Source organism: Bradyrhizobium lablabi, from assembly GCF_018131005.1.
Lineage (GTDB): Bacteria > Pseudomonadota > Alphaproteobacteria > Rhizobiales > Xanthobacteraceae > Bradyrhizobium > Bradyrhizobium lablabi_D.
The window spans coordinates 99570-124485 of record NZ_JAFCJK010000006.1 but is presented as its reverse complement, the minus strand read 5'-3'; the positions used below and the strand labels follow the sequence as shown (position 1 = coordinate 124485).

The 24916-nt window shown below is 62.9% G+C and carries 28 protein-coding genes and 1 pseudogene; 18 read left to right on the top strand and 11 right to left on the bottom strand.

The window, feature by feature from the left end; all coding sequences use genetic code 11:
- Positions 1 to 85 precede the first annotated feature (85 nt).
- Positions 86 to 355, top strand: a complete 270-nt coding sequence (locus tag JQ553_RS19285) for a hypothetical protein (RefSeq protein ID WP_212501589.1) — start codon at positions 86 to 88, stop codon at positions 353 to 355.
- Positions 356 to 418: 63 nt separating this feature from the next.
- On the opposite strand, the gene JQ553_RS19280 is transcribed toward JQ553_RS19285, so the two are convergent.
- The 3 genes from JQ553_RS19280 to JQ553_RS19270 are packed head-to-tail and all read right to left on the bottom strand — an operon-like array spanning position 419 to position 2205.
- Positions 419 to 1024, bottom strand: a complete 606-nt coding sequence (locus JQ553_RS19280) for a cell envelope biogenesis protein TolA (protein WP_212501588.1) — start codon at positions 1022 to 1024, stop codon at positions 419 to 421.
- Between the two features lie 24 nt (positions 1025 to 1048).
- Entirely contained in the window at positions 1049 to 1252 is a 204-nt protein-coding gene (locus JQ553_RS19275; RefSeq protein ID WP_039146918.1) for a hypothetical protein, read from the bottom strand.
- A gap of 20 nt (positions 1253 to 1272) precedes the next feature.
- A complete protein-coding gene (locus tag JQ553_RS19270) occupies positions 1273 to 2205 on the bottom strand; it encodes a Ku protein (protein WP_212501587.1) in 933 nt (310 codons plus the stop codon).
- Positions 2206 to 2463: 258 nt separating this feature from the next.
- On the opposite strand from JQ553_RS19270, the gene JQ553_RS19265 reads away from it, so the two are divergent.
- A complete protein-coding gene (locus JQ553_RS19265) occupies positions 2464 to 3351 on the top strand; it encodes a 3'-5' exonuclease (protein ID WP_409363084.1) in 888 nt (295 codons plus the stop codon).
- A 33-nt stretch (positions 3352 to 3384) separates the two neighbouring features.
- On the opposite strand, the pseudogene JQ553_RS35290 reads toward JQ553_RS19265, so the two are convergent.
- From JQ553_RS35290 to JQ553_RS19230, 8 genes and pseudogenes are all read right to left on the bottom strand, one after another.
- Positions 3385 to 3465, bottom strand: a pseudogene (locus JQ553_RS35290) (DUF3606 domain-containing protein); the annotation flags it as partial.
- 77 nt (positions 3466 to 3542) lie between these two features.
- On the bottom strand, positions 3543 to 3695 hold the full coding sequence (locus JQ553_RS19260; protein ID WP_200875137.1) for a hypothetical protein: 153 nt from the start codon (positions 3693 to 3695) through the stop codon (positions 3543 to 3545).
- A 234-nt stretch (positions 3696 to 3929) separates the two neighbouring features.
- Entirely contained in the window at positions 3930 to 4250 is a 321-nt protein-coding gene (locus tag JQ553_RS19255) for a hypothetical protein (protein ID WP_212501962.1), read from the bottom strand.
- A gap of 74 nt (positions 4251 to 4324) precedes the next feature.
- On the bottom strand, positions 4325 to 4780 hold the full coding sequence (hspD, locus tag JQ553_RS19250) for a small heat shock protein HspD (RefSeq protein ID WP_212501586.1): 456 nt from the start codon (positions 4778 to 4780) through the stop codon (positions 4325 to 4327).
- A 1053-nt stretch (positions 4781 to 5833) separates the two neighbouring features.
- Positions 5834 to 6472 (bottom strand): MarC family protein, encoded by a 639-nt coding sequence (locus tag JQ553_RS19245; protein ID WP_212501585.1) that lies wholly within the window; start codon positions 6470 to 6472, stop codon positions 5834 to 5836.
- 119 nt (positions 6473 to 6591) lie between these two features.
- Positions 6592 to 6954, bottom strand: coding sequence for an SPW repeat protein (locus JQ553_RS19240; RefSeq protein ID WP_212501584.1), 363 nt, complete (start codon positions 6952 to 6954; stop codon positions 6592 to 6594).
- Positions 6955 to 7089: 135 nt separating this feature from the next.
- A complete protein-coding gene (locus JQ553_RS19235; protein WP_212501583.1) occupies positions 7090 to 7575 on the bottom strand; it encodes an Hsp20/alpha crystallin family protein in 486 nt (161 codons plus the stop codon).
- A 98-nt stretch (positions 7576 to 7673) separates the two neighbouring features.
- Positions 7674 to 8126: an Hsp20 family protein gene (locus JQ553_RS19230; protein ID WP_212501582.1), complete on the bottom strand. Its 453-nt coding sequence runs from the start codon at positions 8124 to 8126 to the stop codon at positions 7674 to 7676.
- A 629-nt stretch (positions 8127 to 8755) separates the two neighbouring features.
- On the opposite strand from JQ553_RS19230, the gene JQ553_RS19225 reads away from it, so the two are divergent.
- The 16 genes from JQ553_RS19225 to JQ553_RS19150 all read left to right on the top strand — a co-directional run bounded on the left by JQ553_RS19225 (position 8756) and on the right by JQ553_RS19150 (position 24895).
- Complete coding sequence (locus JQ553_RS19225) at positions 8756 to 9589, top strand: NADH dehydrogenase ubiquinone Fe-S protein 4 (protein ID WP_249144423.1); 834 nt, start codon at positions 8756 to 8758, stop codon at positions 9587 to 9589.
- 222 nt (positions 9590 to 9811) lie between these two features.
- A complete protein-coding gene (gene rpoH, locus JQ553_RS19220; RefSeq protein ID WP_212501581.1) occupies positions 9812 to 10744 on the top strand; it encodes an RNA polymerase sigma factor RpoH in 933 nt (310 codons plus the stop codon).
- A gap of 13 nt (positions 10745 to 10757) precedes the next feature.
- Positions 10758 to 11876, top strand: a complete 1119-nt coding sequence (locus JQ553_RS19215; protein WP_212501580.1) for a glycosyltransferase family 4 protein — start codon at positions 10758 to 10760, stop codon at positions 11874 to 11876.
- A gap of 245 nt (positions 11877 to 12121) precedes the next feature.
- Positions 12122 to 12436 carry a co-chaperone GroES gene (gene groES / locus JQ553_RS19210; protein ID WP_039146904.1) on the top strand — a complete coding sequence of 105 codons (315 nt, stop codon included), beginning with the start codon at positions 12122 to 12124 and terminating at the stop codon, positions 12434 to 12436.
- Positions 12437 to 12494: 58 nt separating this feature from the next.
- Positions 12495 to 14114 (top strand): chaperonin GroEL, encoded by a 1620-nt coding sequence (gene groL, locus JQ553_RS19205; RefSeq protein ID WP_039146901.1) that lies wholly within the window; start codon positions 12495 to 12497, stop codon positions 14112 to 14114.
- A 279-nt stretch (positions 14115 to 14393) separates the two neighbouring features.
- Positions 14394 to 14639 carry a hypothetical protein gene (locus JQ553_RS19200; RefSeq protein ID WP_212501579.1) on the top strand — a complete coding sequence of 82 codons (246 nt, stop codon included), beginning with the start codon at positions 14394 to 14396 and terminating at the stop codon, positions 14637 to 14639.
- A gap of 417 nt (positions 14640 to 15056) precedes the next feature.
- On the top strand, positions 15057 to 15431 hold the full coding sequence (locus tag JQ553_RS19195) for a hypothetical protein (protein WP_212501578.1): 375 nt from the start codon (positions 15057 to 15059) through the stop codon (positions 15429 to 15431).
- An 81-nt stretch (positions 15432 to 15512) separates the two neighbouring features.
- Positions 15513 to 16547 carry a Cj0069 family protein gene (locus tag JQ553_RS19190; RefSeq protein WP_212501577.1) on the top strand — a complete coding sequence of 345 codons (1035 nt, stop codon included), beginning with the start codon at positions 15513 to 15515 and terminating at the stop codon, positions 16545 to 16547.
- A 3-nt stretch (positions 16548 to 16550) separates the two neighbouring features.
- On the top strand, positions 16551 to 17147 hold the full coding sequence (locus JQ553_RS19185) for an ATP-binding cassette domain-containing protein (RefSeq protein ID WP_212501576.1): 597 nt from the start codon (positions 16551 to 16553) through the stop codon (positions 17145 to 17147).
- Positions 17144 to 17944, top strand: coding sequence for an ABC transporter permease (locus JQ553_RS19180; RefSeq protein ID WP_212501575.1), 801 nt, complete (start codon positions 17144 to 17146; stop codon positions 17942 to 17944). Before JQ553_RS19185 ends, JQ553_RS19180 begins: the two co-directional genes overlap by 4 nt.
- Positions 17945 to 18493: 549 nt before the next feature.
- The gene (locus JQ553_RS19175) at positions 18494 to 18865 is read left to right on the top strand and encodes a hypothetical protein (protein WP_212501574.1); all 372 of its coding nucleotides are present in this window, start codon (positions 18494 to 18496) and stop codon (positions 18863 to 18865) included.
- Positions 18865 to 19422: a hypothetical protein gene (locus tag JQ553_RS19170; protein ID WP_212501573.1), complete on the top strand. Its 558-nt coding sequence runs from the start codon at positions 18865 to 18867 to the stop codon at positions 19420 to 19422. Before JQ553_RS19175 ends, JQ553_RS19170 begins: the two co-directional genes overlap by 1 nt.
- Before the next feature lie 4 nt (positions 19423 to 19426).
- A complete protein-coding gene (locus tag JQ553_RS19165) occupies positions 19427 to 22822 on the top strand; it encodes a UvrD-helicase domain-containing protein (RefSeq protein ID WP_212501572.1) in 3396 nt (1131 codons plus the stop codon).
- A gap of 75 nt (positions 22823 to 22897) precedes the next feature.
- Positions 22898 to 23305, top strand: a complete 408-nt coding sequence (locus tag JQ553_RS19160; RefSeq protein WP_212501571.1) for a multiubiquitin domain-containing protein — start codon at positions 22898 to 22900, stop codon at positions 23303 to 23305.
- Positions 23280 to 24455, top strand: coding sequence for a ThiF family adenylyltransferase (locus JQ553_RS19155; RefSeq protein WP_212501570.1), 1176 nt, complete (start codon positions 23280 to 23282; stop codon positions 24453 to 24455). Before JQ553_RS19160 ends, JQ553_RS19155 begins: the two co-directional genes overlap by 26 nt.
- A complete protein-coding gene (locus JQ553_RS19150) occupies positions 24452 to 24895 on the top strand; it encodes a DUF6527 family protein (RefSeq protein ID WP_212501569.1) in 444 nt (147 codons plus the stop codon). Before JQ553_RS19155 ends, JQ553_RS19150 begins: the two co-directional genes overlap by 4 nt.
- The last annotated feature ends 21 nt before the right edge of the window (positions 24896 to 24916 follow it).

The following is a 24916-nucleotide window of genomic DNA, read 5'->3' as shown; positions in this document are numbered from 1 at the left end:
CGGCATTTCGGAATCCCTGACCCGTGCTAACCGCCAAGGAACGCGCCGGCGGTCGGAGGGATTCGTCTTGGCAGGAGTAATCTCGATGCTGATGACGAAGGAACGACGGCCGGCGATCCGCACGCTGCGCGGCTGGGCCATCTCGGTGTTGAACGAGGCCGGCGCCATCCGAGAATGCGAGGAGCACGGTTGGGCGCAGGACCGGGCCGACCCGCACGCCCGCGATCGCGCCATCGATCTCGCCCGGCAGGACCCGCCGACCGGCATCTCCGCGGAAGGAGCCGTGGCGGAGGTCCGCGACGTCCTTGATTCGATCGGCGACACCTGCCCGGAGTGCCGGCCAGACGAACGCTAGGTCGCTTCTTTCACCAGCAACTCGCTCTTGCGCCGAGACGCGTCTTCGCCAGACGCGGATGCTTTAGGCCCGAGCGCGGCGCAGCGCGGCCGTCAGCCTTTCCCTTTCCTTCTCCCACCGCTCGTCTTCGGCCTGGACCCGCTTCTCGATCGCGGCCCGTTCGGCGTGGAGGGTCTCCGACCGTTCTTCGTGCTCCCGCTGCGCCGCGTCCAGCGTCGCCTGCGCTTTCGCGACCAGCTTCGCGCGCTTGGCCCGCTCCTTCTCCCTCGCCGCCTCTTCCCTACGACGCTCGGCCTCCCGCCGCTTCTGCTCGCGCTCGAACTCCGCAGCGGCCTTGCGTGCATCCTTGTCGCTGATCTTGGGGGTGGCGTGCACCTTGGGCTCAGGACGACGGCTCTTCTTCCGCCCGCCCGCTTCGTCCTTCAGATCCGGCAACTCGGCCTGTTCGGCGAAGCGTCCGTTCGATCCCGCCGGCCGCTTGAGAACCATGCCCGGCTTCGACATGGTCGCGGCAACCACCTCGGGATCGTCGGTCTCCCTGGCGGCGCCCTGGTGGAAAAGGTTGCTGCCGGCACCCCATGCCTCCAGCGCCGCCTTCATCGACGGCGCCGCAATCGCGAGATCGTAGAAACCGAGCGAGGTCTGAAAGGTCTTGAGCTTTCTGGCCATGTCGCGCGCCGGCTCGCGGATCTCCTAGCCTCGTCGCGCGACCCAGATGCCGAGCAGGAAGGCGACGAAGAGCGACTGCAGCGGCGCCTCAATGGTTACCTTGCGCAGCCGCTCGGCGCAGCGGATCGCGAAGTCCTGCGAAGCGGACTCGATCGGTCGCGCATCGGAGGCTTGCTCGCTGATTAGTCCGGATGCCTCCGTCATCGCTGAGGCTTCTTTCATATCCATCTGGCTCTCCTGTTCTCGCGTCAGGCCGACTTCCGCTGCCTGGCCGTGGGCTTCTTCGCCGACGTTTCCTTCGCCTGTTTCTTGCCCGCGATAGGCATCAGCATCTCCTTCTGACCGGCGGAGGCCTTCTTCACCTTTTTCGTGGGCTTCTTCGGTGCAGACGACGCCTCCGTGGACTTCGCGCCGCCGACACTGCGGCGCAGCGCTTCCATCAGATCGACGACGTTCTCGCCGCGCGGGCGTTCCTTCGGCACGATCGGCTTGCCGGCCCGCTTCTGGTTGATGAGATCGACGAGAGCGGTTTCGTACTGGTCCTCGAACTTGTCGGGCTCGAAGTTGCCGGATTTCTGATCGACGATATGCCGGGCGAGGTCCAGCATATCCTTCGTGACCTTTACGTCCTGGATCTCGTCGAAGTACTCGGCCGGGTCGCGGACTTCATACGGATAGCGCAGCAGCGTGCCCATCAGCCCCTTATCCAAGGGCTCCAGCGCGATGATGTGCTCGCGGTTCGTCAGCACGACGCGCCCGATCGCGACCTTGTCCATCTCGCGGATGGTCTCGCGGATCACCGCGAAGGCGTCGTGGCCGACCTTGCCATCCGGACGCAGATAGTAGGGGCGGATAAGGTACCGCGGATCGATCTCGCTGCGGTCGACGAACTCGTCGATCTCGATCGTCCGGGTGGATTCCAGGGCGACATTCTCGAGCTCTTCCTTGGTGACCTCTATGAAAGTGTCCGTGTCGACCTTGTAGCCCTTGACGATGTCCTCGTTGGCCACCTCCTCGCCAGTGTCCGCGTCGACCTTCAGATACTTGATCCGGTGGCCAGTCGCCCGGTTCAGCTGGTTGAAGCTGATCTTCTCTGAGTCGGACGTCGCCGGGTATAAGGCCACCGGACAGGTGACGAGGGACAGCCGAAGGAAGCCTTTCCAATTGGCGCGTGGGGCCATGTACGCGGAACTCCGAAACGTTGATGCGGATTCAAGACGAACGACGCCCCTCAGTTCCGACAGGCGCCGGGCGCCGCCCGCAAAAAAGTTGGCCCGGCCGCCGCCCCCGGAGCGGCGTCTAATCGCAGCACGACCGAAATCGAACGAACTTTCCCGAAAAGGCCGTGAATCGCTCATTTTTCGAGTACCTCGTGGCCAGCACTGCCGGTACTGTGTCCCGCCGTGACCTCAGCGCCCCAACCCCACCGAGACCAGATTATTCAGGACGCGGCGAATCTGGCGGCGATGGCGGAAACGCTGGGACGGTCGGCAGACTACCGAGTTCTGCGGCGCCTGGTACCGCGAACCGAGTTCGCCGTGACCAATGGGCAGACAACCAAGACCGGGGTCCTGCTTGACACCGAGACGACCGGTCTCGATTACAGCAAGGACGAGATCATCGAGTTGGGGATGGTCAAGTTCGATTATCTGCCGGACGGCCGGATCGCCGGCGTCAGGGACACGTTCTCCGCCTTCAACGAGCCATCGATCCCGGTCGAGATCACCGCGCTCACCGGCATCACCGACGACCTGGTGGCCGGTCACAGGATCGACGATGCGGCCGTCAGCGCGTTCGTCGACGATGCGGTGATCATCATCGCGCACAATAGCGGATTCGACCGGAAGTTCGCGGAACGGTACTGGCCGATTTTCGAACGGAAGGCTTGGGGGTGTTCTGCGACCGAGGTTCAATGGCGCCAGCACGGCTTCGAGGGCTCGCGTCTCGGCTATCTGCTGCACGGTGCCGGCTTCTTCCACCAGGCCCACAGGGCCGTCGACGATTGCCACGCACTGCTCGAGATACTGGCGCTAGACCTACCGGCGACGGGGGCGCCGGCGCTCGGCGCGCTGCTTGAGCAAGCGCGGAAAAAGACGATGAGGGTGTGGGCGGAGCAATCGCCATTCGATCTGAAGGACGCTTTGAAGCGTCGCGGCTACCGTTGGTCGGACGGAAGCGACGGCCGACCCCGGTCTTGGTACGTCGACGTCGAGGAGAGCGCGCTGGCGGATGAGATCGCGTTCCTCAAGACCGAGATCTATCTTCGAGACGTCGAACCCCGGCTTCAGACCTTGACCGCTTTCACCCGCTTTTCCGTCCGGGCCTGAAGCGGTCGGCCGACGCCCTTGGCCCGCGACCTCGCGGGCGAGCCGCTTCTCCACGCGCTTGCGCGCGTTGCCGACCTTCTTGACGGCCTTCTTCACGGCCGACGCCGAGTGGCCGGGCGCCGGCTTTCACCTAATCTTGTTTCCAAGTCTCGACCAACAATCGCTTCAGCTCCAGACCTATGCGAACCCCGCTAGTTGATGGATGATGTTACAACCGCGGGCGGAGGCGTGTACGTTTCCGGTGGATCGGGCCGCGTCACAAGATAGAGTTCGCCCGCCACCAGCATGACAGCAGCGATCGCCGCCGCAAACATGCCCAGCACCAGATCGTGTGGATCATCCATCGCTCTCGATCCGAAAGGTTCTATTCGAACCTAAAGGCATCCGCAGTGCGACGCGCGCGTCTGATAATCACAGGTATGTCTCTCTGACCGGAGAACTGTACAGGGCGCCGGCTGACAGATCTACCCTTCTCGCCGGTCCATGCTTTAGCGTCCTGTTGCAGTCGGTTCGCCCAGCGATGCTCTAAACGATCGATCACGTGGCGAGGTAAACGGATGTCGTCCATTCGTCCCTCCTCAAGCTGCCAGCGCTCGCGATACGGAAAAGCGGCGCTTCGGCTTGCCGCCCGGCGGATGTCGGGGGCCGCCGTCGAGCTCGCACAAGGCTTCCAGGATGGCGTCGATGCTGACGGGTCCCTTTAGTCCTTCCGGGGCCCGCAGTGCCGGACATGAAGCGATCGCCGAAGCATCGGATGCCCAGGAGGCGAGGATCGCCCGTTTCTCGGCAAGGGTAAGTGACGGGTGCGTCACCACGTCCTTGGGATGCTCGAAGACGGTGCCAGGATGCAGGAGCGCTTGAAAATCGAAGACGTTGTCGGTCGCGGTCGTCGGCCGCATGTTTTCCTCCATTCGAAGACGGGTGAAGCGGCAGCCCGTCACAACGGGGGCCGGGCTGCCGCAGGCGTATTCGCTCAAGCCGCCTTGGCTTCGAGCTGGTGCAGGTTGTCCGGCGCGATGCCGTTGATCGCGATCCGCCGCGGCTTCATGGCCTCGGGAATCTCGCGGACCAGTTCTATCTTGAGCAGTCCGTTGTCGAAGGACGCGGTCTTGACCTGGACGTAGTCGGCCAGGTTGAACTGACGCTTGAACCCTCGGGTCGAGATGCCGCGGTAGAGGTATTCGCGTTCGGTCTTTTCGGCCTTGTTGCCTTCGATCGTCACGACGTTCTGCTCGGCCGTCACCGAGATCTCGTCGGGCGAGAAACCGGCCACCGCGAGCGAGATCTGGTAGCGATCGTCGCCGAGCCGTTCGATGTTGTAGGGGGGATAGTGGTCCTCGCTCGCCCGCTGGGCGGATTCCGCGAGGTCGAAAAGGCGGTCGAAGCCGATGGTCGAACGCCAAAGCGGTGAAAAGTCGTAACTGCGCATAGCCAGATCCTCCAAAGAGCAAAATGGTTACGAGCGGCACCGGACACGACCGGTGCCCGTCTCTGGTCCCGGGCCCATGAGGCGCCCGGAAGCCACCCTCCGGTGGCGATTGGAAAATTAGAAAAGCCGGATTTGGTTTCAAGGGCCGGCCGAAAAAATTTCGGGCCGGCCAGATCGGCTCGGCCGCTCTCGCAGGCGCGGCCTCGCAGGCGCAGATCGGAGATCGGCCAGACCAGGGCGAGGTCCGCTTTCGGAGCGGCGAGCGCACGACGGCCGTTCTCGGGACGGCTTGACGATCAGCTGCACGCCCTTATCGAGACGGCCGTGACTCCTGCCGCACGGGCCCTGTCGGTTATGTCGATCAGTGCGGCGATCCCTAATTCTCAGTCCCATCCTCATTCTGGATGAGGCCGGAGAACGCTCGACGACAAGTGACTTTGGCCGCTCGGTACGGAAGATGCCCAGAAACTCTTCTCCGCCTTTATCAAGGCCGGACCGCCGCCGCTGCTACACCGCGTGACGCGCTCCGGAAAAGGAAATATTCTAAATTTCGGTCTGTTCCTATAGCGCCAATGGCCTGTTTCTCACGCGCAGTGGCCTAATTGGATTTCCTAGTTGCCTGATTTGGGATATGCTCACCGGATGGGTCAAGCGTTCAAATCTGACGTTCAGATTGTTGAGGTGCGAACCGACGACCTCGATTTTCGAGGCATCGCGAGGCGAGAGTATTGGGTCGCTGCCGCTGCGCCCGAGCAAGCATTAATGTTGGTGCTCGCGGCCGTGCCGGAGGGGTGGGCTGTCAGCCTATCAGACACAGACGCTCATAAAGTAATACCGAGCGGTCTCAAGTTGCAACCGGGCGAAGCCCGATTGATCCCGCTTTTCCTTTAACGCCAACTCTCATGAGCCATTCGGCCTATCGCATCGTTTTGCGGCTACAACGATGCGTCGGCTATCGGGGCACAGCGGAATCCGGCAACCGTCGCTCGGCGCGTATCATGGTGAAGTCGCGGGAGAGCCGCACATCTCCGCAACGAGATGGGTGTGGGGTCTTCAATCGCCTGCGACAAGCCGAGCGCCTCTAATCCCGTCAAAGATAAATTGGACCGCGAGGGTCGCCAGGATAACGCCGGCAAGTCTCGCCAGCACATTGGAGCCGGTGGCCTTCAGCACTTGGTGCAAGACGTCGGTGAAGATCATCCCGAAATACGTTAGCAAAAGGCACAACAGCATAGCTGCCAACACTATCGTCGAGCCGATCGGATCACCGGCGGCTTGCCCCATCAGTAGAACAACCGCCGTGAGGCCGGCGGGCCCGGCGATAACCGGAAACGCCAGAGGGAAAATCGCGATGTCGCCCGGCCCCATGGCCTCGCGCCGTTCCAGGGCAGTAAGCGAGGATAGGCCCGAGGGATGGGCGAAGATCATCTGGATGGCCTGCAACAACAGCAAGATGCCGCCCGCAACTCGAAAGGCGTCCAGAGAAACCCGAAGCGCGGCCAGCAGCCGGTTGCCGAAGAGGGCAAAACCCAACAGGACGATCCCGGCGATCAGCACGGCCTGCCAGGCCAGCCGAAACCGCTCCGGCCGGTGAACACCCGCCGTCAGGCCACCGAACACGATTGCCGTATCGATTGGTCCTATCGCCACGAATAGAGTTGCAAAGGCGGTGATGGTAAAATCAGAGAGCATGACGGGCGTACCGCGATTTTTGCGGAGAATCGGGCCATTGAGCGGGCTTGCGGAGAAAGAGAGCGCAGTCCAGCGGATCAAGGGACAAGGGAGGCCAGCGGAGCCTCCCTTGCCGAGTATCAGGCCGTCACGCGGGGATAGCTCCGGTGCAGATACCAGAGTCGCCAAGCCGCAACAGCCGCCACCAGGATTCCGGCGATGACGTGAAGCGATGCAACGGTTCTCGTAGCCGAGAAATGCAGCACCCACGGTGACAGCGCCACCCAAACGCCAGCGGCAAGAGCCATCCATTCATGCCATTCGGCGAAAATCGCCAGCGCTGCTACCGCAAGCGCAGCGATCAGGATGCCAGTCAACCAGGCATTCCAGTTTGTGGGGCTTTCGGCGGCGAACCCGAAGGCCCATGGCGACGCGAACAAGCCCAGGCCGATCACAAGGTTGACCGCATCGGCGATCATGTCCTTTTTCCAGTCGGTGTTCATGGTTTCAACTCCTCACATTGACTCCTTTCATTCACTCGCTGCACAAACGGTCCGCCCCAGGTCGATCGACCCCTCGACGGTTGATCGGCACCGCCTCCGGCGCAGGCGGGAGCAAGGCTCCCGCCCGCCCCGTGGTTACTTGCCGTTGATGGCGATCCGTTTCACCTTATGCTGCGCGGCGGGTAACTTCGGCAGCGTCACGGTGAGAACGCCATTCTTGAACGACGCCTCGACCGTGTCCTGATCGACATCCTCGACCGGGACCGCTCGCTCGAAGCGCCCATAGTAGCGATCGCTGAAGCGGCGCTCCTTGTCTTCGGTCTCGCTCCTCTTCTCCCCGCTGATGGTCAACCAGCCGTCTCTCAGTTCGAGTTGGACGTCCTTTTCTTCGAGACCGGGGAGTTCAGCGATGACCTTGACTTCGCTCGCGGTCTCGTTGACCTCGACGTTCGGCCAGCCCATCGCCTGGGAGCTGAACGGGGCGATATCGAACGAGCGGAACGCATCGTCGAACAGCCGATTCATCTCGCGATGAAGGGCCAGGAACGGACTGGGTTGATTGCGGTGCAGGCTCACGTCGCGAGAGCCGTTGTTCCACGGAATGAGATCGCGTAGTGCCATGACTATTCTCCTTTCTGTTCTTCATGTTCACTGGACAGGACTCCTCGCGCGCGGCCAAGCCGCGCACGGGAGCGGTCCGACGGCTCGACGAAGCTCCGTCAGGCCGTCTGTTTCCGTTCGATTTGCTGGTTGTCGTTGCCGGCGGTTTCGATCGCGATGCGACGCGGCTTCATCGCCTCCGGCAGTTCCCGAACCAGAGCGATCTTCAGCATGCCGTTTTCGAAAGTCGCATCCTTGACCTGGACATAGTCCGCCAGGTTGAAAACGCGGCGGAACGGCCGCAGGGAGATTCCCTGGTACAGGTAGTCGAGATCACCCTTGTTGCCCTCGCGGCCCTGGACGGTCAGCATCGATTGCTCCGCGGTGATGGTGATCTCCTCGGGGCTGAAGCCGGCCAGCGCCAGTGTGATCTGGTACCGGTTCTCGCCGGTGCGCGCGATGTCGTACGGCGGATAACTATCGATGTCGTTCATCGTGCCGTCGGCGAGGTCGAACAGGCGATCGAAGCCGACGCTCGAACGCCAAAACGGTGACATTTCGTAGTTTCTCATAACCACATCCTCCCTTGAGCAACATGGATAGGAGCAACGCCGGGAGATTGCCGGCGGCCTTGGCCGGACCCGGATGGCGTCCGGCGCCACGCACGGTGGCACCACAAGAACTAGAAGGGTCCGGCACGCTTTCAAGAGTGCCACCCGCATCAGAATCACATTTTCCCATGCGCAACCACTCCCCGTGCGCGCCGTCGCGCACCACCTCTTGACCCGGCGCGGGGCTTCCCTAGATCGACCGCTGCCAAAGCCTTCGTAGGATTCGCCCGGGATCCGGAAGGCGAAGGCGATTGAGAGTCCGACAGGCTTTCTCCTAACGGTCAAGAGCGATGCGTGCCTTACTCGCAGCTTTGGTCGTGTTCGCCGTGCTCCTCGGTGCGTGGGAAGCGACCGGTGCTGAGCGCCTCAAACCGAAGCGGCATGGCAGTGCGAACGCGGCCGTTCAGACGGCAGCACCGAAGCAGATGGTGCCCGGTCGGGGTAAGAGGTCCAATCCCGCTACCAGGACGGACCCGACTTTCCGCACCGATGACATTGTCCCGGATATCTGCAACGGGTGCTCTTCCTGACCGGGCGCGGCCTGGTCGCAGATACGGATGAATCACACGGGCGCGGCTTGACGAGCGCGCATGGTCCTCCTTCGCCAGAACGGGAAGGACAAGATGGATATGGTCACAATCGGCGAAAGGACATCGACGCCACCGGAGGCGGCATTCTCCGCGAGCGACGCTCATCGGCCGGACCGGCGCTTGACCCCCTCCCCCTTCCCAACGGATGCGGTAGCCCGCATCTTCCGGGCGGGACGATCAGCCATGACCTCGGGAAAGGCCGGCGGCAAGGATTGGCGGCTCATCTTCGAACGGCGAAGCGCACCGTATGTCGAGCCGCTGATGGGATGGACCGGCGACGATGATCCGCTCGCTACGATCGAGCTCAGCTTTCCGACGCTGGGGGCGGCGGTCGATTACGCCGAGCGGCAGGGACTTCCGTACGTTGTTCAGGCCGGTCGGGAACCGAACGCAAGCCAGCTACAGGCGACGCCCCGTAGGATGACCCGCGCCTTCTCCGACGAGACCCTCGAACGCCTTGGACTTGGTCCCCTTCAGGAGAGCTATGACAAGGCCGTTGCCGGTGCGGAAGCCCGCACGATCGCCGGGGCGAGGAAGGTTGGACTTATGGCGGTGGTGCGCAAAGGGAGCCTGTCGCTGGATGCGAAGCGCGCGATCCTGATCGACTGGGCCTGGACGGTATCTGATCGATCAGGCAATCAGCGAAGAAAGCCCGGAGATTGGCCGGGGTTCGCGCCTTCAGGAGGTCGAACTTGCCCTGCGGGCTCTCGAACGTGGCAACGCTCCGGCGGGGAGCCACACGCTGCGCCATTACAGACTTCAAGTCGTCGCGGCGTGAGCGCTTCCGACGTCCTGCCCCGATGCCGCTCTGACGCGCGGCCTTGGAGGGCCTAGGCCGAACTCCGCTCGATATCGGCCGGGCTATTGACCCCGACGGGTTTTCTCAGGGGCCGTGCTCCCGGTCATCTGGTTCGACGGCTTTCAAATCTCGAAGGAACAATTCGCCGGCTTAGACATTTTGTGGGCGCCGCCGGCATGACGCGCATGGGCGCCGTTTCCGGGCCCAGGCGCATGCTCGGTAGCTCAAACCCACTTTGCTCTGAGGAGGAATTGGATATGAGCACCCTGTCAGTTCTATCGAACCTGCCCGCGATCCGCTCGGACGGCGGGCTCTCCCGCTACCTGACCACCATTCGCAAATTTCCGCTGCTGAGTGCGGCCGACGAGGCCATGTACGCGCGGCGCTGGCACGAACACGGGGATCGCGACGCGGCCTATCGCCTGGTCACAAGTCACCTCCGGCTGGCTGCGAAGCTGGCGCTGCGGTACCGCGGCTATGGCCTTCCCGTCGCCGACCTGATTTCGGAAGCCAACGTCGGCCTGATGCAGGCGGTGAAGCGGTTCAAACCGGAAAAAGGCGTTCGGCTCGCGACCTATGCGATGTGGTGGATCAAGGCGACGGTCCATGAGTACATTCTGAGGTCGTGGTCCCTGGTGAAGATAGGCACCACGGCCGCCCAGAAGAAGCTGTTCTTCAACCTTCGGAAACTCAAGAGCCGGATTTCTGCAGGCGAGGATTTCGACCTTTCGCCGGAGCAGGCCAAATACATCGCCGACGAACTGAAGGTGGCCCCCCGCGAAGTCGTCGAGATGAACGGGAGAATCCGGGGTGACACTTCCCTCAACCTGACCATGACTCGGGAGGAAGGTTCGGAGGAAGTACAAGACTGGCTGGTCGATCCGGCGCCCGACCCGGAAACACGGCTGGCTGAATTGGAGGATCGCCACCGGCTAGGCAGCGCGCTGAATGACGCGCTCGCTCTCCTTAGCCACCGCGAGCGCCATATCGTCGGAGCGCGATTCCTGGCCGAACCGCCGAAGACCTTGGAGGAGCTTGGTGCCACCTTCGGCGTGTCGCGCGAGCGGGTCCGCCAGATCGAAGTTCGCGCCCTGCAAAAGATCAGGAGCGCGCTGGGCGCTCGCTTGGATGGATCTGCGCGCCTTCCGACGGCGGCCAATGGAGGCTCCAGCCCAGCGAACAGGCTGTAGCGGAGCGACAGACATGAGGATTGCGCAGATTGCTCCGCTATTCGAGAGCGTTCCGCCCCGGCTCTATGGAGGAACGGAGCGGGTCGTTTCCTGGCTGACCGAGGAGCTGGTGCGACAGGGGCACCAGGTGACGCTGTTCGCGAGCGGGGACTCCATCACCTCCGCCGAACTGGTGCCCTGCACGGCTCGCGCCTTGCGGCTCGATCCTGATGTGCGCGATGCGATTCCGCACCAGATGATCACGCTCGACGAGGTGCGCGAGCGCGCCGACGAGTTCGACATCCTGCATTTCCACACCGACTATCTGCACTTTCCGCTGTTCCGATCCGAGCGCAGGCGGACGCTAACTACGCTCCACGGCAGGCAGGATCTTCCGGATCATATGCTGTTCTACCGGCGGTTTTCGGACATGCCCCTGGTTTCGATTTCGAACGCGCAACGGTCGCCGCTTCCAGGCGCGAACTTCGTGGCGACGGTCCACCATGGCCTTCCGCTCGACCTGCACGCCCCGAGCTTCAATCCGCAAGGCAGCTATCTTGCGTTTCTCGGGCGCATCTCGCCGGAGAAACGTCCCGACCGAGCCATCGCGATCGCGCGGGCGGCCGGCCTTCCGCTCAAGATCGCGGCGAAGGTCGACAAGGCGGATCACGCCTATTTTCGTGACGTCATCGCCCCGATGCTGAACGGGCCGGAAATTGAGTTCATCGGCGAGATCAACGAGAATGCCAAGAGCGAGTTTCTCGGCCAGGCCGCAGCGCTGGTCTTCCCGATCGACTGGCCGGAGCCCTTCGGCCTGGTCATGATCGAAGCCATGGCCTGCGGCACGCCGGTGCTTGCCTTCGGCTGCGGCTCGGTCCCGGAAATCGTCGAGGACGGACTGACCGGACGCATCGTATCCGACGTCGATGAGGCGGTGCGGGCTCTTCCCGGATTGCTGAAGCTCGACCGCAAGGCCGTCCGCTCCCGGTTCGAAGAACGTTTCTGCTCCGCCCGCATGGCAGCGGAGTATGGGCGGATCTACCAGAGGATGCTTCGCCGGCTTCCCACGCCGGACTCCGGCTATCGGCACCCGCCGCGCGTTCGGCCGCCGTCCATGGACAGGGCTCCGGAAGCAACACCCACGGCCGCCTGATTGAAAGACTGGGCCGCTTCGCTGGCAATCCGCGCGGAAAGCAATTTGTGCTTGCGAGGCCGGCATGGGCGCCGCGCCTCCCGCCGGGGAGCCGTAAACCAGGGGGCGCAGAGCTTCTGCCGGCGGCTGCGAAAATTTTTCGTTAGCCCCTCTTGACCGCATTTTCGCTGCGCCTAGGTCGATTTTGCCGGGGGCCGGTTACGGCCCCGGTCCTACGACATCGCTGAATTGCAGGGAGGATGTGCATGCATTTTCGTCCATTGCACGACCGCGTGCTGGTGCGACGCATCGACGCCGAGGAGAAGACCGCCGGCGGCATCATCATTCCGGACACGGCAAAGGAAAAGCCGCAGGAGGGCGAAGTGATCGCCGCCGGGCCGGGTGGCCGTAACCAACAGGGCCAGCTGGTGCCGCTCGACGTAAAGCCTGGCGACCGGGTGCTGTTCGGCAAATGGTCCGGCACCGAGGTCAAGATCGACGGCAAAGAACTTCTCATCATGAAGGAGAGCGACCTGCTGGGCGTCGTCGAGAACACATCTGCGGCGAAGAAGGCCGCTTGAAGCGCTGACAGTCATTGAAAGGGCTGACAGTCATTGAAAGGGGAAAGGAGACAACGTCATGGCCGCCAAGGACGTAAAATTCTCGACGGAAGCCCGCGACCGCATGCTGCGCGGCGTCGATACGCTGGCAAACGCCGTCAAGGTGACGCTCGGACCGAAAGGCCGCAACGTGGTACTGGATAAATCGTTCGGCGCGCCGCGCATCACCAAGGACGGTGTCACGGTCGCCAAGGAAATCGAACTCGAGGACAAATTCGAGAACATGGGCGCTCAGATGGTCCGCGAGGTCGCGTCCAAGACCAGCGACATCGCCGGCGACGGCACGACGACCGCGACCGTGCTGGCGCAAGCGATCGTCAAGGAAGGCGCGAAATCGGTTGCGGCGGGCATGAACCCGATGGACCTCAAGCGCGGCATCGACCTCGCAGTCGAGGCGATCGTCGACGACCTCAGATCGCACGCCAAGAAGATCACCGCGAACGACGAGATCGCCCAGGTCGCCACGATTTCTGCGAACGGCGACACCGAGATCGGCCGATTCCTCGCCGAAGCCATGCAGAAGGTCGGCAATGAGGGCGTCATCACCGTCGAGGAGGCAAAGAGCCTCAACACCGAATTGGAGGTGGTCGAGGGCATGCAGTTCGACCGCGGCTATATCTCGCCCTATTTCGTCACCAATACTGAGAAGATGCGGGCCGAGCTCGAAGACCCTTACATCCTGATCCATGAGAAGAAGCTGTCCGGGCTGCAATCGATGCTTCCGCTGCTCGAGTCGGTGGTGCAGTCGGCCAAGCCGCTGCTGATCATCGCCGAGGACATCGAAGGCGAGGCTTTGGCGACGCTGGTCGTCAACAAGCTGCGTGGCGGCCTGAAGATCGCAGCCGTCAAGGCTCCGGGCTTCGGCGATCGCCGCAAGGCGATGCTGGAGGACATCGCGATCCTCACCGGCGGAACGATGATCGCCGAAGATCTCGGCATCAAGCTCGAGAACGTCACGCTCAACATGCTCGGCCGGGCCAAGAAGGTGGTGATCGACAAGGAGAATACGACCATCGTCAATGGCGCCGGCGCCAAGAAAGGCATCGAGGCGCGCGTCGCGCAGATCAAGCTGCAGATCGAGGAGACCACCTCGGATTACGATCGCGAGAAGCTGCAGGAGCGGCTTGCCAAACTCGCCGGCGGCGTGGCCGTGATTCGGGTTGGCGGCGCCACCGAAGTCGAGGTCAAGGAGCGCAAGGATCGCGTCGACGACGCGATGCATGCGACCCGCGCAGCGGTGGAAGAAGGCATCCTACCGGGCGGCGGGGTGGCACTTTTGCGCGCGCTTAAGGCGCTTGAACGCGTCGAGACCGCCAACGCCGACCAAAAAGCCGGCGTCGACATCGTACGGCGCGCGATTCAGATGCCGGCCCGCCAGATCGTCGAGAATGCCGGCGAAGACGGCTCGCTGGTGGTCGGCAAGCTGATCGAGAAGCGCGACTACAATTGGGGCTTCAACGCCGCGACCGGCGAGTACCAGGATCTGGTGCGGGCCGGCGTGATCGACCCGGCCAAGGTCGTTCGCACGGCCTTGCAGGATGCCGCGTCTATCGCCGCCCTCCTGATCACTACCGAAGCGCTCGTCGCCGAGAAAGCTAAGAAGTCGGAAGCCCCGGCCGCGCCACCCATGGACTTTTAGTTTGGCGCAACGGGACCCACGCCTCGAACCCAGGAAAGGACACATCGACTGTTGGGAGGTTTCAGATGAGCAGGAATCAGCGAAGGCTGCGTAGAAATGGAGCGGCGGTCGTGCACCGGCTGATGTTCACGATGAGCTGCGCCACGATCGCCTGGATCAGTCTTTTTCGAACGATAGGAGGATGAGATGATCGCCGATCACACCATTATCTCCGCTCGGGCGGAGAAATCCCGGCGGGTCCCCGCGCAACGCCTGCTCCGACGGATACTCACGCCGTCCATGGCTGCGATACTTCTGCTGCCGTCGCTGGCAGCTTGGGGAATGGATCGTGTGCCGGGCAAACCTGTTTCGGCCGACGCCTTCGAAAAGAAGATCGCCCTTCCGCCGATTCCCCATCTCGACTCGATGCCATGGATGAAATGGAACGCCGGCCTCAGCGCGCCGAAGGTCGATACGCTGATGCCGCAGAAGCCGTCATACTGGCTCGCGCCGGCACCACGCGTGCTACCGTCGGTCGGCTCTTGACTCCGATCACCGCGAGGGCCAACGGCTCGCCGAAATTCTCGCAGCGTGGCGCAAGCTCGATGGCGACAGGGCTCCGCCCCCGGGGCATTTCGATGCGGATGAGGCGGCCCTGGCCGGTGGGCGATCTCACCCAACGTGGAGGGTCGTTTGCACGCTATGCAGATCAGCAACTATTCGAGCGTCTGGATCGTAAGCCGGGAGAGCGGGAGGAGATTGAGCGGCTGCTAGATCAGGTCAATAAGGCGGTTGACCGCGTGAAAAGATGGAAGTCCCGTGCCAAGCGTCGGGAAGTTGATGCTGAGCCCTGCAGGAACATCGGGACTTCCGTGGGGCTCGTGCGCGGTGTTGATGAAGAAGGTCAGATTTCTATAGCGGCATTTCAGCCCGGCGGATCTGTTCGCGAACCAACGATCGCTCTTGCCGTTTGTGCTGCATCCGCGATGGGGCCCGCCCATGGCAACCATGAGGACCAATTCGCGCCAGCAACTCGATTTAATAAGCGAGCTCGATCCGACTTACCTCGAGTCGCTGATCCGCGAGGATTTCGAGCGATGCCATCCTGGCGAGACGCTGGAGGATCTCCAGCGTCGCGCTTCCTTTTCGAAAGAGGACAGAGGCCTACTGCGGGACTGGATGGCGGTAGCGGCCGTTCGCGCCGCAGCCGCATGCAAGGCGAAGGCATTACCACCGCACCCGACGATCACATCCGGAACGAAGTCGATCCCGGCGCTGGATCTGACTTTGCCTCCGGATGAGAATGGCCACTTGATGAAGTGCAGCGACCTCACGTAGACTACCCATGCGGGATCAAGCAGACTCCCGGCGAGACTTCGGTCCAAGTTCTGCGCAGCACCTAACACGTGGAGCTTGCGCATGGATACCGAAAGACAACCCTCTCCCCGACGTACTGTCGCCATCCTCTCGCGAGGAGATGCCGCCGCGCGTCGAGATGCGACCCCGAAAAACGGCCGCTTTGTCGACGTTTTCGAAGCGCTCGCCGCCGTCGGCGTCGATGGGCGCCTTGCGATCTACGACGAAAGCTTCGCCGACGCCGCCCGCGAACAACTACTCGCGGTGGACGGCGTGCTCGTCTGGGTCAACCCGATTCAAGACGGCCGAAACCGCGCCGGTCTTGACGCCCTGCTGCGCGACGTCGCCGCGCAGGGCGTGTGGGTGAGCGCCCATCCCGAGGTCATCCTCAAGATGGGCACCAAGGAGGTGCTCTATCGCACCCGCTCGATGGGCTGGGGATCGGACACGGCGCTGTATCGAACCGCCGAGGCGATGCGCGCCGAGCTGCCGACCCGGCTCGCCGCCGGTCCGCGCGTGATCAAACGCGCCCGGGGCAACGGCGGCCAAGGCGTCTGGAAGGTCGAGAAGCTGCCGACCTCTTCCATGATTAAAGTGCTGGATGCGACTAAGGACGCGCCCGAGGAGGTGACGCTGGATGATTTTCTCCGTCGCTGCGCGGAGTATTTCGAGAACGGCAGCGTGATCGATCAAGCGTTCCAGTCTCGCCTGAGCGAGGGCGTGGTGCGTTGCTACATGGCAGGCGATCGCTGCGCCGGCTTCGGCTATCACAAAGTCAAAGCCCTGGTCGACTCGCCGGCTGCGCGTTCCGAGGCCGGGCCGCGGCTCTACACGTCAAACGCGGACCCCCGCTTCCAGCGGCTGCGTCGGTTGATGGAGGACGAGTGGACGCCCCAGCTAACCTCGCTGCTGGACATCGCGCGAGGTGACCTGCCCGCGATCTGGGACGCCGACTTCATGCTCGGCCCCGTCAAGGCCGACGGGAGCGACAGCTACGTGCTCGGCGAGATCAATGTCAGCTCGGTGCATCCCTACCCGAACGAGGCGCCGGCGGAGATCGCTCGGCGGGTTGCCGATCGGCTGCAGCTTAAGCTCTGACGCATGCTGACGGTCAGCGGGCTCAAACGCCTGCACATCTCCGTGTCATTCGACTTGCAGGACGGCGAATGCATCGCCCTGCAAGGGCCTTCCGGGGTCGGGAAGACCTTGCTGCTGCGCTCCATCGCGGACCTAGATCCCAACGAAGGAACGGTCAAGCTTGACGGAATGCTGAGGGAGGCGATGCCCGCTCCTGCCTGGCGACAACGAGTGACCTACCTCGCCGCCGAGCCCGGCTGGTGGTCCGACACCGTGCAGGAACACTTCACGGTCTGGATTGATGCTCTTCCCCTGGTCACGCGCTTGGGGCTGCCGGACGACTGCGGACACTGGCCAATCCAAAGACTTTCGACCGGCGAGAAGCAGCGATTGGGGCTAGTGCGGGTGCTCATGCTGCGATCGCGGGTGCTTCTGTTGGACGAACCGACCTCGGCACTCGACTCGGCATCCGCTGCGGCCGTGGAATCCTTGATCGCCGAACGCATTGCGAATGGAACGAGCGTCGTCTGGAGTACCCACGACGACGCTCAAGCCCGCCGCGTCGGATCAAGGATATTCGCGATGGGCCCAGACGGTGGCATCCAGGAAAGCCGGCCGTGACCTACATCCAGCTTTCGTACGGTGATCTGGCCCTCCCCGCTCTCCTTGTCGTCATGGACGGCGTCCTCTCGCTTGTTCTCCGCCTCAAGCTAGAAAAACAACTCGCCGTCGCTACCGTGCGGATGGTGGTACAGCTCGTCCTCGTCGGATACGTGCTGACGTTTCTGTTTGCCGCGGTGTCGCCGCTCTGGACCGCCCTCGCCGCCTCCATCATGGTTCTCTTCGCCTCGCGGGAGATCGTCGCGCGGCAGAAGCGGCGCCTACCGGGTGTTTGGAGCTACGGCCTGGGCGCGGGATGCACACTACTCGCCGCCGGTACGGTCACGATTTTCGCACTCCTGACGGAGATACGCCCCGATCCGTGGTACCACCCGCGCTACTCGCTGCCTTTGCTGGGCATGATCCTGGGAAACACCATGACCGGGATAAGCCTCGGCTTGGACGTGCTGACAAATAGCCTGGTGCGCGAACGCGCCGCCGTAGAAGCTTGCCTCGCACTCGGCGGCACCCGATACCAAGCCCTGCTGCCAATCATACGGGACGCGCTGAGAAGCGGCTTCATGCCGATCCTGAACAGCATGGCGGCGATCGGCCTTGTTTCCCTGCCGGGCATGATGACTGGACAGATTCTTGCCGGCGTCGAACCGGTCGATGCGGTAAAATACCAATTGCTGATTATGTTCCTGATTGCTGGCGGCACCGGCCTCGGAACGCTGGCCGCTGTCTTGGGTGGCGCGCACCTGCTAACCGATCATCGACATCGGCTACGTCTCGACCGAATTTTGACCGAGGAGTAGCAGTGCTGCCCCCACCTCTCGAACGAAGTGGCAGATGGAGGGAGATCTATGGAAACCGCCGCCAAGTGAAAAAGGCTTTTGAAAATCTCGTCGTTCCCTTAAGTTGTGATCGCCGACCTCTCTCAACCTTTAGAGAATCGCTTGCCGCCCCGACTTCGAAAGCAAAAACTCGACGGATCGCCATACTCCCGCCCGACGGAGGTCGAGGCGCAATTAGGGGCGCTGGAACGGTTGTCCCGAGATGACCTTCTAACGAGGTGTCAAGTCCGGGACCCGGCACATCCGGAATATGTGCGTACCGAGTGCGTGTTGCACTTCGTCAGGGCTTGCCACCGAGACAACAGCGAAGCCCGGTTTGCGAGCTTGTATAGGATCCTTCTAGAACGCGCCTTGCGTTGCTTGCCGCGGTCTCGGAATACCGCTTTCATTTCCTCAGGCCAAGCCGAGATCAACGATCTGGTCCTAGATTCCCTCAACGTCCTGCTCTCTACCGATCGGGAGACCTATTCGGAAAAGCTGGATTATTTCGAGATTCGGTTCGAAGGAGCCATGGCCAAGCTCCGCATCGATGCACAGCGAAAGGTTTGGCGTCGGCAAAACCGTAATACCTCTATCGAGGATGACGAGACGGGCGAGATGTCGTCCCTCGTCGAGAAGGCGGTCGGAAACTATAATCCCTTCGAAAGCCAAAAAATTGAGGATCGAGATTACCGGTTACGTCTGGACAGCGCGATTGACACTCTGCCACCCCTACAGCAGAGGATCGTCCAAATGCTCCGAAAGGAAGTCCCCATCGATTCGACCAGCGACCCCTACGCCGTGACGATCTCGAAGACGCTGGGCAAGGTCGAAAAGACGATCAGAAGCAATCGGGACAAGGCCTACGCCGTTCTGAGACGTATCCTGGAAGGAGATCAGTGATGAAATCCATTCCGCTCGAAGAAGACGTGCTCGACGCTTTCGCCGCCGAGCCGAGCCACGACGCCGCGACGTTCCAAAAGTATCTGAAGGATTACCCGCAATTCGCGGACGCCCTCGTCGACCTTTCGCGCGAGCTGTCCCGTGAACTCGTGCAGGAGGAGCCTTTCTCCAAGCGAGACACGGCTTGGATCGACGAATCCGTGCGCAGATATTCCGGAGATCCTACGCCCGCCCCTTTCGCGGCGCCGGCGGTTGAGAGACAGCGCGCGGCCGCGGAGGAGCTGCGCGTGCCGCGCCAGATCATCACGGCGATTCTCGAGCGCAAGGTCGCGATCGAGACGGCCTCGTCGCGCACCCGTCGGCGATTGGCTGTTCTATTCGACGCGACCCTCGACGGCCTCGTTCAGGCGCTTTCGGGACCGCAGATGTCCGCGTCGCGGAGCTACAAGGCGGATACCCGCCCTTCGACCGGAGGGAAGATCAGTCTCGAGCAAGCTCTGCGCGAGGCCAAGGTTTCGGAGGATGTCATCTCCGATCTCGTGTCAGAGGGAGACTAAAAACGTGGATGCGGTCGAACTCGGAAGACAGAGGGCGGCCGACCTTCACCGGAAGGCCGTGGAGCTCGGCAGCAACCCTTGGCGCCCCTACGACTTCGCGGTGGCTGAGGCCAACCGGCGAGGCTTCGATGTTGAACCGACGTCTCCGGGAGCGGCCGTTCTCGAAGGAAGCCGGGCGACGCTCATCGCCGCAAATCGCCTGATCGTTCATGAAGACTCCGGAAGCCCGTTCGATCAGGCCTTCCTGGTGCTGCACGAAATCGCGCATGCGGAACTTGGCGACGCGCCCGACGACGAGACTGCGGCCGAAATCGATCCGGCGCGGCCGGCGGAGCCGTCGCCGACCGGCGTCGATCGCGTCGTCGATTACGGGCGTCGACAGCGGCGCGAGGTCCAGATGGACCTGTTCGCGCGGGAATTCCTCCTTCCCCGCCCGGTCGCGAAAAAGCTACACGTCGACGATGGCATGGCGGCTTCGGATATCGCGGCACGTCTCGGCGCGCCGTTCGACGTGGTGGCACAGCAGATCTTCGACGCGGTACTTCTGCCGGCGATCGCGCCTCCGGTGGAAAAGAGCGACGCCGACAGACCTCTCAACAATGAGCAGGCGGATGCCGCCGCGCATCGAGGCGAGGCCTATATGCTTGAGGCCGGTCCGGGCACCGGCAAAACACAGACACTGACCGCCAGGATCGAGTCGCTGCTGGACGAGGGGGTCGACCCGCGCCGCATCCTCGTCCTGACGTTCTCGAACAAGGCCGCGGGCGAGATGGCCGGCCGCCTGGCGCGCAAGCGTCCGGGGGAGGCCTCGGCGATGTGGATCGGCACGTTCCACGCGTTCGGCCTGGATATCATCCGCCGCTTTCACGTGGAGCTCGGGCTGCCGCCCAACCCTCGGCTCATGGACAAGACCGAGGCAGTGGAGCTGATCGAGCGCGAGTTTCCAAAGCTGGGGCTGCTCCACTATCGCAATCTGTACGATCCGACGCAGAAGATCGCCGATCTTCTCGCGGCGATCTCGCGGGCCAAGGACGAGGTGGTCGATGCTGAAGAGTACGCCCGCCTGGCGCAAAAGATGCGGGACTGCGTTGCCCCGGCGCGGACCGAGGAAGCCGACAAGGCGCTGGAGGTCGCGAAGGTCTATCGCTGCTACGAAACGCTGAAGCGGGACGCGCAATGCGTGGACTTTGGCGACCTCGTTTCCTTGCCAGTCCGCCTTCTGCAACAGAACGCCGCCGTCCATGAGCACTTGCAACGGGCGTACGACCACGTGCTCGTGGACGAATATCAGGACGTGAACCGAAGCAGCGTCCTGCTCCTGAAGGCTCTTTGCGGCGACGGCCGCAACCTTTGGGTCGTCGGCGACGCCAAGCAATCGATCTACCGCTTCCGCGGCGCGTCTTCCTTCAATATGCGGCGCTTCGGCCGCGAGGATTTTCCAGGCGGCAAAAGAGGTCGGCTGAAGAAGAATTACCGATCGACGTCGGAGATCGTCGATGCCTGTTCGGTTTTCGCGAGGCAGATGATCGCCGGCGGCAACGACAGTGCCCTCGACGCGACCCGCAAGTCGATCGGCGCCGCACCCGAGTTCCTCACCGTGACCACCGCGGACCAGCAGCCGACGGCCTTGGCGAGCGCCATCCGCGACATGGCGGCCCTCGGCCACGCCTTCAGAGATCAGGCCGTCCTGTGCACGGGCAACGAGAAATTGTCCGAGACCGGTCGGGAGCTTGAGCGGCTCGGCATCCCGGTGTTGTTCCTTGGAAGCCTCTTCGAGCGTCCGGAAGTGAAGGATCTGCTGGCCTTTCTGTCTCTCCTGACCGATCGCCGGGCGATGGGCCTGCTACGCGTCGCGTGCTGGCCCGAGTTCGAGATGTCCATGGCCGACGTCACGGCTATGCTCGCCGCGCTGGGAGAGGACAAGTGGGAGCCGCTGGCGGGGCTCCGGGATCCCGCCACCTTGAGCGGCGCGTCGACGCAGGGCCGTGACGCGGTCGCGAGACTTACGACGGCGCTCGGCGGTTTCGAAAGCAAATCCGGTCCATGGGACGTTCTGGCCCGACTGCTCCTGGACCGGACGCGTATCGCCGCGCGTCTGGCCTCCTCCGCCGCGGTCGCCGACCGATCGGCAGCGATCGCGATCTGGCAATTCATGAATTTCGTGCGGGTTCAGCCCGCGGCGCAGGGCCTGCCGGTCCGGCGGCTCTTGGATCGCGTCAGAAGACTCCTCCGGCTGGGAGACGACCGGGATCTGCGCCAGCTACCCGCCGCTGCGCAAGGTATCGACGCGGTGCGCCTCATGACGATCCACGGATCAAAAGGCTTGGAGTTTCACGTAATCCACCTGCCGGGCATGAACGTGAACGTGCTACCGCGAACAGTACCAGCTCCGCCCTGTCTGCCGCCCGACGGGATGATCGAGGGGGCGACTGGCGCCGCGCTCGATGTCTTCCGGGCGGGACAGGTCGAGGAGCAGGAGTGTCTCTTCTACGTGGCCCTGTCGCGGGCGGAAGACCGTCTCTTCATCTACGCCGCGACGCAGGATGTGAGGGGATACCGACGCGAACCTTCAGAATTTGTGAAGCGCATCAGGCTCGCCGCGCGGCATCTGGGCGGCCTGGCGGACTGTCCCGTGCCGCCGGAGAACGAACCGATTCCAATCGAGATCGACGGCGCAATAAGCGTGAGCGGATTCCAGATCGGTCTCTACAAGTCTTGCCAGCGCCGCTTCTTCTATACGCATGTCCTGAACGTAGGTGGCCGCCGAACACTGACGCCATTCCTGCAGCTGCACGACGCGGTCCGCGCCGTGATCAAGGAGATCGTTTCGTGGGGAGCTACAGCTCCCGACACACGCCAGGTCGCGGGCTTGGTCGACCAGGCCTTCGCGGATCGAAAGCTGACCGAGCACGGTTACGCCCAGGAATTCCGCGCGATGGCGTCGGACATGATCGGCTACTTCCTGGCCGAACGCGCCGGTCTCGCCGCGACGGCGCCGATGCCGCTGCGATTTTCTATCGACACCGGCGAAATCGTCGTCATGCCGGACGACATGCTCGTCTTGAAGGGTGGCAGGCGGTTGCTCCGGAGAATCCAGACCGGCCACTACCGGGAAGACGACGTCAAGGAGATCGAAGCCGGGGCGTTCGCCATCGCCGTGCAGCGGAACGCGCCCGGCGCCCAAGTCCAGGTGCAGCACTTGTCCGACCGCGAAACGTCCGACATCTCGTTTACGGACAAATCGTTGAAAACAAAGAGGAAGCATCTCGAAGAGGCCCTTTCCGGCATCCGCGCCGGCGAGTTCGCCCCTAACGTCTCCTTGTTCACCTGCCCGAACTGCCCGGCCTTCTTCGTTTGCGGGCCAGTGCCGGCCGGCTCCTTCCAAAAAAAGTTCGCCTGAGATTACCGGTCGAGGTTTGCCGCACCGATTAGTGGGGTGAGGGCCGCAAGGCTCACCCAACCGATAGGTGCAAACATGAAGATCGACGACCCCTCTTCCCCGCCGGAGCACGGCGATCCGGTGGAACGTGCTCTGGAACATATCCACCACGCCGAGCAGGACCTCGAAAAGGCCCACCAGCAAGAACAGCGCGCCCAGCATGAGCTGGCCGACGCGGAACATGAGCTCGAACAAGCGCTCCATCCGCGCGAGTCCGAGATCATCGTCAACGCGCGCAAGCGCACGGTAAAGGGCGACATCGTCAGCTTCGAACAGATCGTGCAGCTCGCGTTTCCGGGGTCCCACGATCCCAACGTGGCGTTCTCGATGACGTATCGCCACGCCGCATCGGAACCGCACGCCGGCGAACTCGGCCCTGGCGGTCACGTCAAGGTCAAAAAAGAGGGGACGATCTTCAATGTCACAAAAACCATTCGATCGTAACCCGGACCTCCGCAAGCTGCGCGAGGAAGGCTATGCGGTGCGGATCCGCGGCGGCTTCCTCGTCATGGAAGTGCCGTACGTCAATGCAAAAGGCGAGGTCAGGCTAGGGCGCCTGATCTCGTCCCTCACCTTGGCAGGCGACGTCACGCAGCGCCCCGATACGCACGTGGTCCACTGGGACGGCGACTATCCCTGCAGCAAGGACGGCAGGGAGATCGAGGCGTTGCGACACGGCAATGGCGCCGTCGATCTCGGCAACGGTGTCACCGCCAAGTATGCCTTCTCCTGCAAGCCGCCCGAAGGCTACGCCGACTACCACGCCAAGATGACGACCTACGCCGGCGTCATCGCCGGCCCGGCCGCCGTCGTCAGACCGGATATCAAGCTTCGCTCCTATGCGGCGCCTGAGCCGGAGGAGGACACCGTCTTCAACTACACCGAGACGGCGTCCGATCGCGCCGGCATCGGCGCCTTGACGGCGCTGCTCAAGAACGAACGGGTGGCGTTCATCGGCCTCGGCGGGACCGGCGCCTACGCCTTTGACCTGGTCGCGAAGACGCCGGTCGCCGAGATCCGGGCCATCGACGGCGACGATTTCCTGACGCACAACGCGTTCCGAACCCCTGGTGCGGCATCGCTGGACGAACTGCGGCAGGTGCAGAAGAAGGTCCACTACCTCGCCGGCATATATTCCAAGATGCACCGGAACATCGTTCCGCATGCGGTCGCGCTAGACCAGAGCAATCTTCACCTCCTCGACGGCGCGACGTTCGCCTTCATCTGTATGGATGCGGGGGAGCCAAAGAAGCTTGCCGTGCAGAAATGCGAGGAGATGGGCATTCCCTTCGTCGACGTCGGCATGGGCCTTGAGTTTGTCGACGGATCGCTGGGCGGCATCCTGCGGGTGACCGCAAGTACGCCCGAAATGAGAACGCATGTGCACGGCGGCCGCATCTCGCTCGGCAGCGCCGGCGACGAGAACGACCTCTACGCCACTAACATCCAGGTGGCGGACCTGAACGCGCTCAACGCGGCGATGGCGGTCGTGAAATGGAAGAAGATCCGCGGTTTCTACCGCGATTTGGAGCGGGAGCATCACTCCACCTACACGACTGACGGCAACATGTTGCTGAACGAGGACCAGGAATGATCAGGACCAAGCAGCTTAGGCACCGCTTCGTCGAGACGATGCCAGACAACATCGAAACCGGCGTCCTGTATGTCTCGATGGAGTACGCGACAGCCGCGCACCGGTGTTGCTGCGGCTGCGGCGAGGAGGTCATCACGCCCTTCAATCCAGCGCAATGGCAAATGTCATTCAACGGGGATGCGGTCTCGCTGCATCCCTCGGTCGGCAACTGGAATCTGCGGTGCCGCTCGCACTACTTCGTTAGGGAAGGACGAGTGATCGAGGCGCCGTCCTGGACGAAGAAGCAGATCGAGGCCGGCCAAAAGCGGGACAAGGACGCGCGCACGCAGTATCTGGCCGACAAATCGGCAGTGGTAGCTGCTCCGCAGCTCCATTCGCGGCCAGTGGAACACGACCGATCAAGTCGTCTGATCGGATGGTTCAAGTCGATGTTTGTCTGAGGCGCAAAGCGCATCGTGCCG

Bases quoted from the DNA above. Each gene is read 5' to 3' on its own strand.
- JQ553_RS19285 (WP_212501589.1), top strand. From the start codon at position 86: ATGCTGATGACGAAGGAACGACGGCCGGCGATCCGCACGCTGCGCGGC.
- JQ553_RS19280 (WP_212501588.1), bottom strand. From the start codon at position 1,024: ATGGCCAGAAAGCTCAAGACCTTTCAGACCTCGCTCGGTTTCTACGAT.
- JQ553_RS19275 (WP_039146918.1), bottom strand. From the start codon at position 1,252: ATGGATATGAAAGAAGCCTCAGCGATGACGGAGGCATCCGGACTAATC.
- JQ553_RS19270 (WP_212501587.1), bottom strand. From the start codon at position 2,205: ATGGCCCCACGCGCCAATTGGAAAGGCTTCCTTCGGCTGTCCCTCGTC.
- JQ553_RS19260 (WP_200875137.1), bottom strand. From the start codon at position 3,695: ATGGATGATCCACACGATCTGGTGCTGGGCATGTTTGCGGCGGCGATC.
- JQ553_RS19255 (WP_212501962.1), bottom strand. From the start codon at position 4,250: ATGCGGCCGACGACCGCGACCGACAACGTCTTCGATTTTCAAGCGCTC.
- hspD (WP_212501586.1), bottom strand. From the start codon at position 4,780: ATGCGCAGTTACGACTTTTCACCGCTTTGGCGTTCGACCATCGGCTTC.
- JQ553_RS19245 (WP_212501585.1), bottom strand. From the start codon at position 6,472: ATGCTCTCTGATTTTACCATCACCGCCTTTGCAACTCTATTCGTGGCG.
- JQ553_RS19240 (WP_212501584.1), bottom strand. From the start codon at position 6,954: ATGAACACCGACTGGAAAAAGGACATGATCGCCGATGCGGTCAACCTT.
- JQ553_RS19235 (WP_212501583.1), bottom strand. From the start codon at position 7,575: ATGGCACTACGCGATCTCATTCCGTGGAACAACGGCTCTCGCGACGTG.
- JQ553_RS19230 (WP_212501582.1), bottom strand. From the start codon at position 8,126: ATGAGAAACTACGAAATGTCACCGTTTTGGCGTTCGAGCGTCGGCTTC.
- JQ553_RS19225 (WP_249144423.1), top strand. From the start codon at position 8,756: ATGGTCCTCCTTCGCCAGAACGGGAAGGACAAGATGGATATGGTCACA.
- rpoH (WP_212501581.1), top strand. From the start codon at position 9,812: ATGAGCACCCTGTCAGTTCTATCGAACCTGCCCGCGATCCGCTCGGAC.
- JQ553_RS19215 (WP_212501580.1), top strand. From the start codon at position 10,758: ATGAGGATTGCGCAGATTGCTCCGCTATTCGAGAGCGTTCCGCCCCGG.
- groES (WP_039146904.1), top strand. From the start codon at position 12,122: ATGCATTTTCGTCCATTGCACGACCGCGTGCTGGTGCGACGCATCGAC.
- groL (WP_039146901.1), top strand. From the start codon at position 12,495: ATGGCCGCCAAGGACGTAAAATTCTCGACGGAAGCCCGCGACCGCATG.
- JQ553_RS19200 (WP_212501579.1), top strand. From the start codon at position 14,394: ATGGCTGCGATACTTCTGCTGCCGTCGCTGGCAGCTTGGGGAATGGAT.
- JQ553_RS19190 (WP_212501577.1), top strand. From the start codon at position 15,513: ATGGATACCGAAAGACAACCCTCTCCCCGACGTACTGTCGCCATCCTC.
- JQ553_RS19185 (WP_212501576.1), top strand. From the start codon at position 16,551: ATGCTGACGGTCAGCGGGCTCAAACGCCTGCACATCTCCGTGTCATTC.
- JQ553_RS19175 (WP_212501574.1), top strand. From the start codon at position 18,494: ATGGCCAAGCTCCGCATCGATGCACAGCGAAAGGTTTGGCGTCGGCAA.
- JQ553_RS19170 (WP_212501573.1), top strand. From the start codon at position 18,865: ATGAAATCCATTCCGCTCGAAGAAGACGTGCTCGACGCTTTCGCCGCC.
- JQ553_RS19160 (WP_212501571.1), top strand. From the start codon at position 22,898: ATGAAGATCGACGACCCCTCTTCCCCGCCGGAGCACGGCGATCCGGTG.
- JQ553_RS19155 (WP_212501570.1), top strand. From the start codon at position 23,280: ATGTCACAAAAACCATTCGATCGTAACCCGGACCTCCGCAAGCTGCGC.
- JQ553_RS19150 (WP_212501569.1), top strand. From the start codon at position 24,452: ATGATCAGGACCAAGCAGCTTAGGCACCGCTTCGTCGAGACGATGCCA.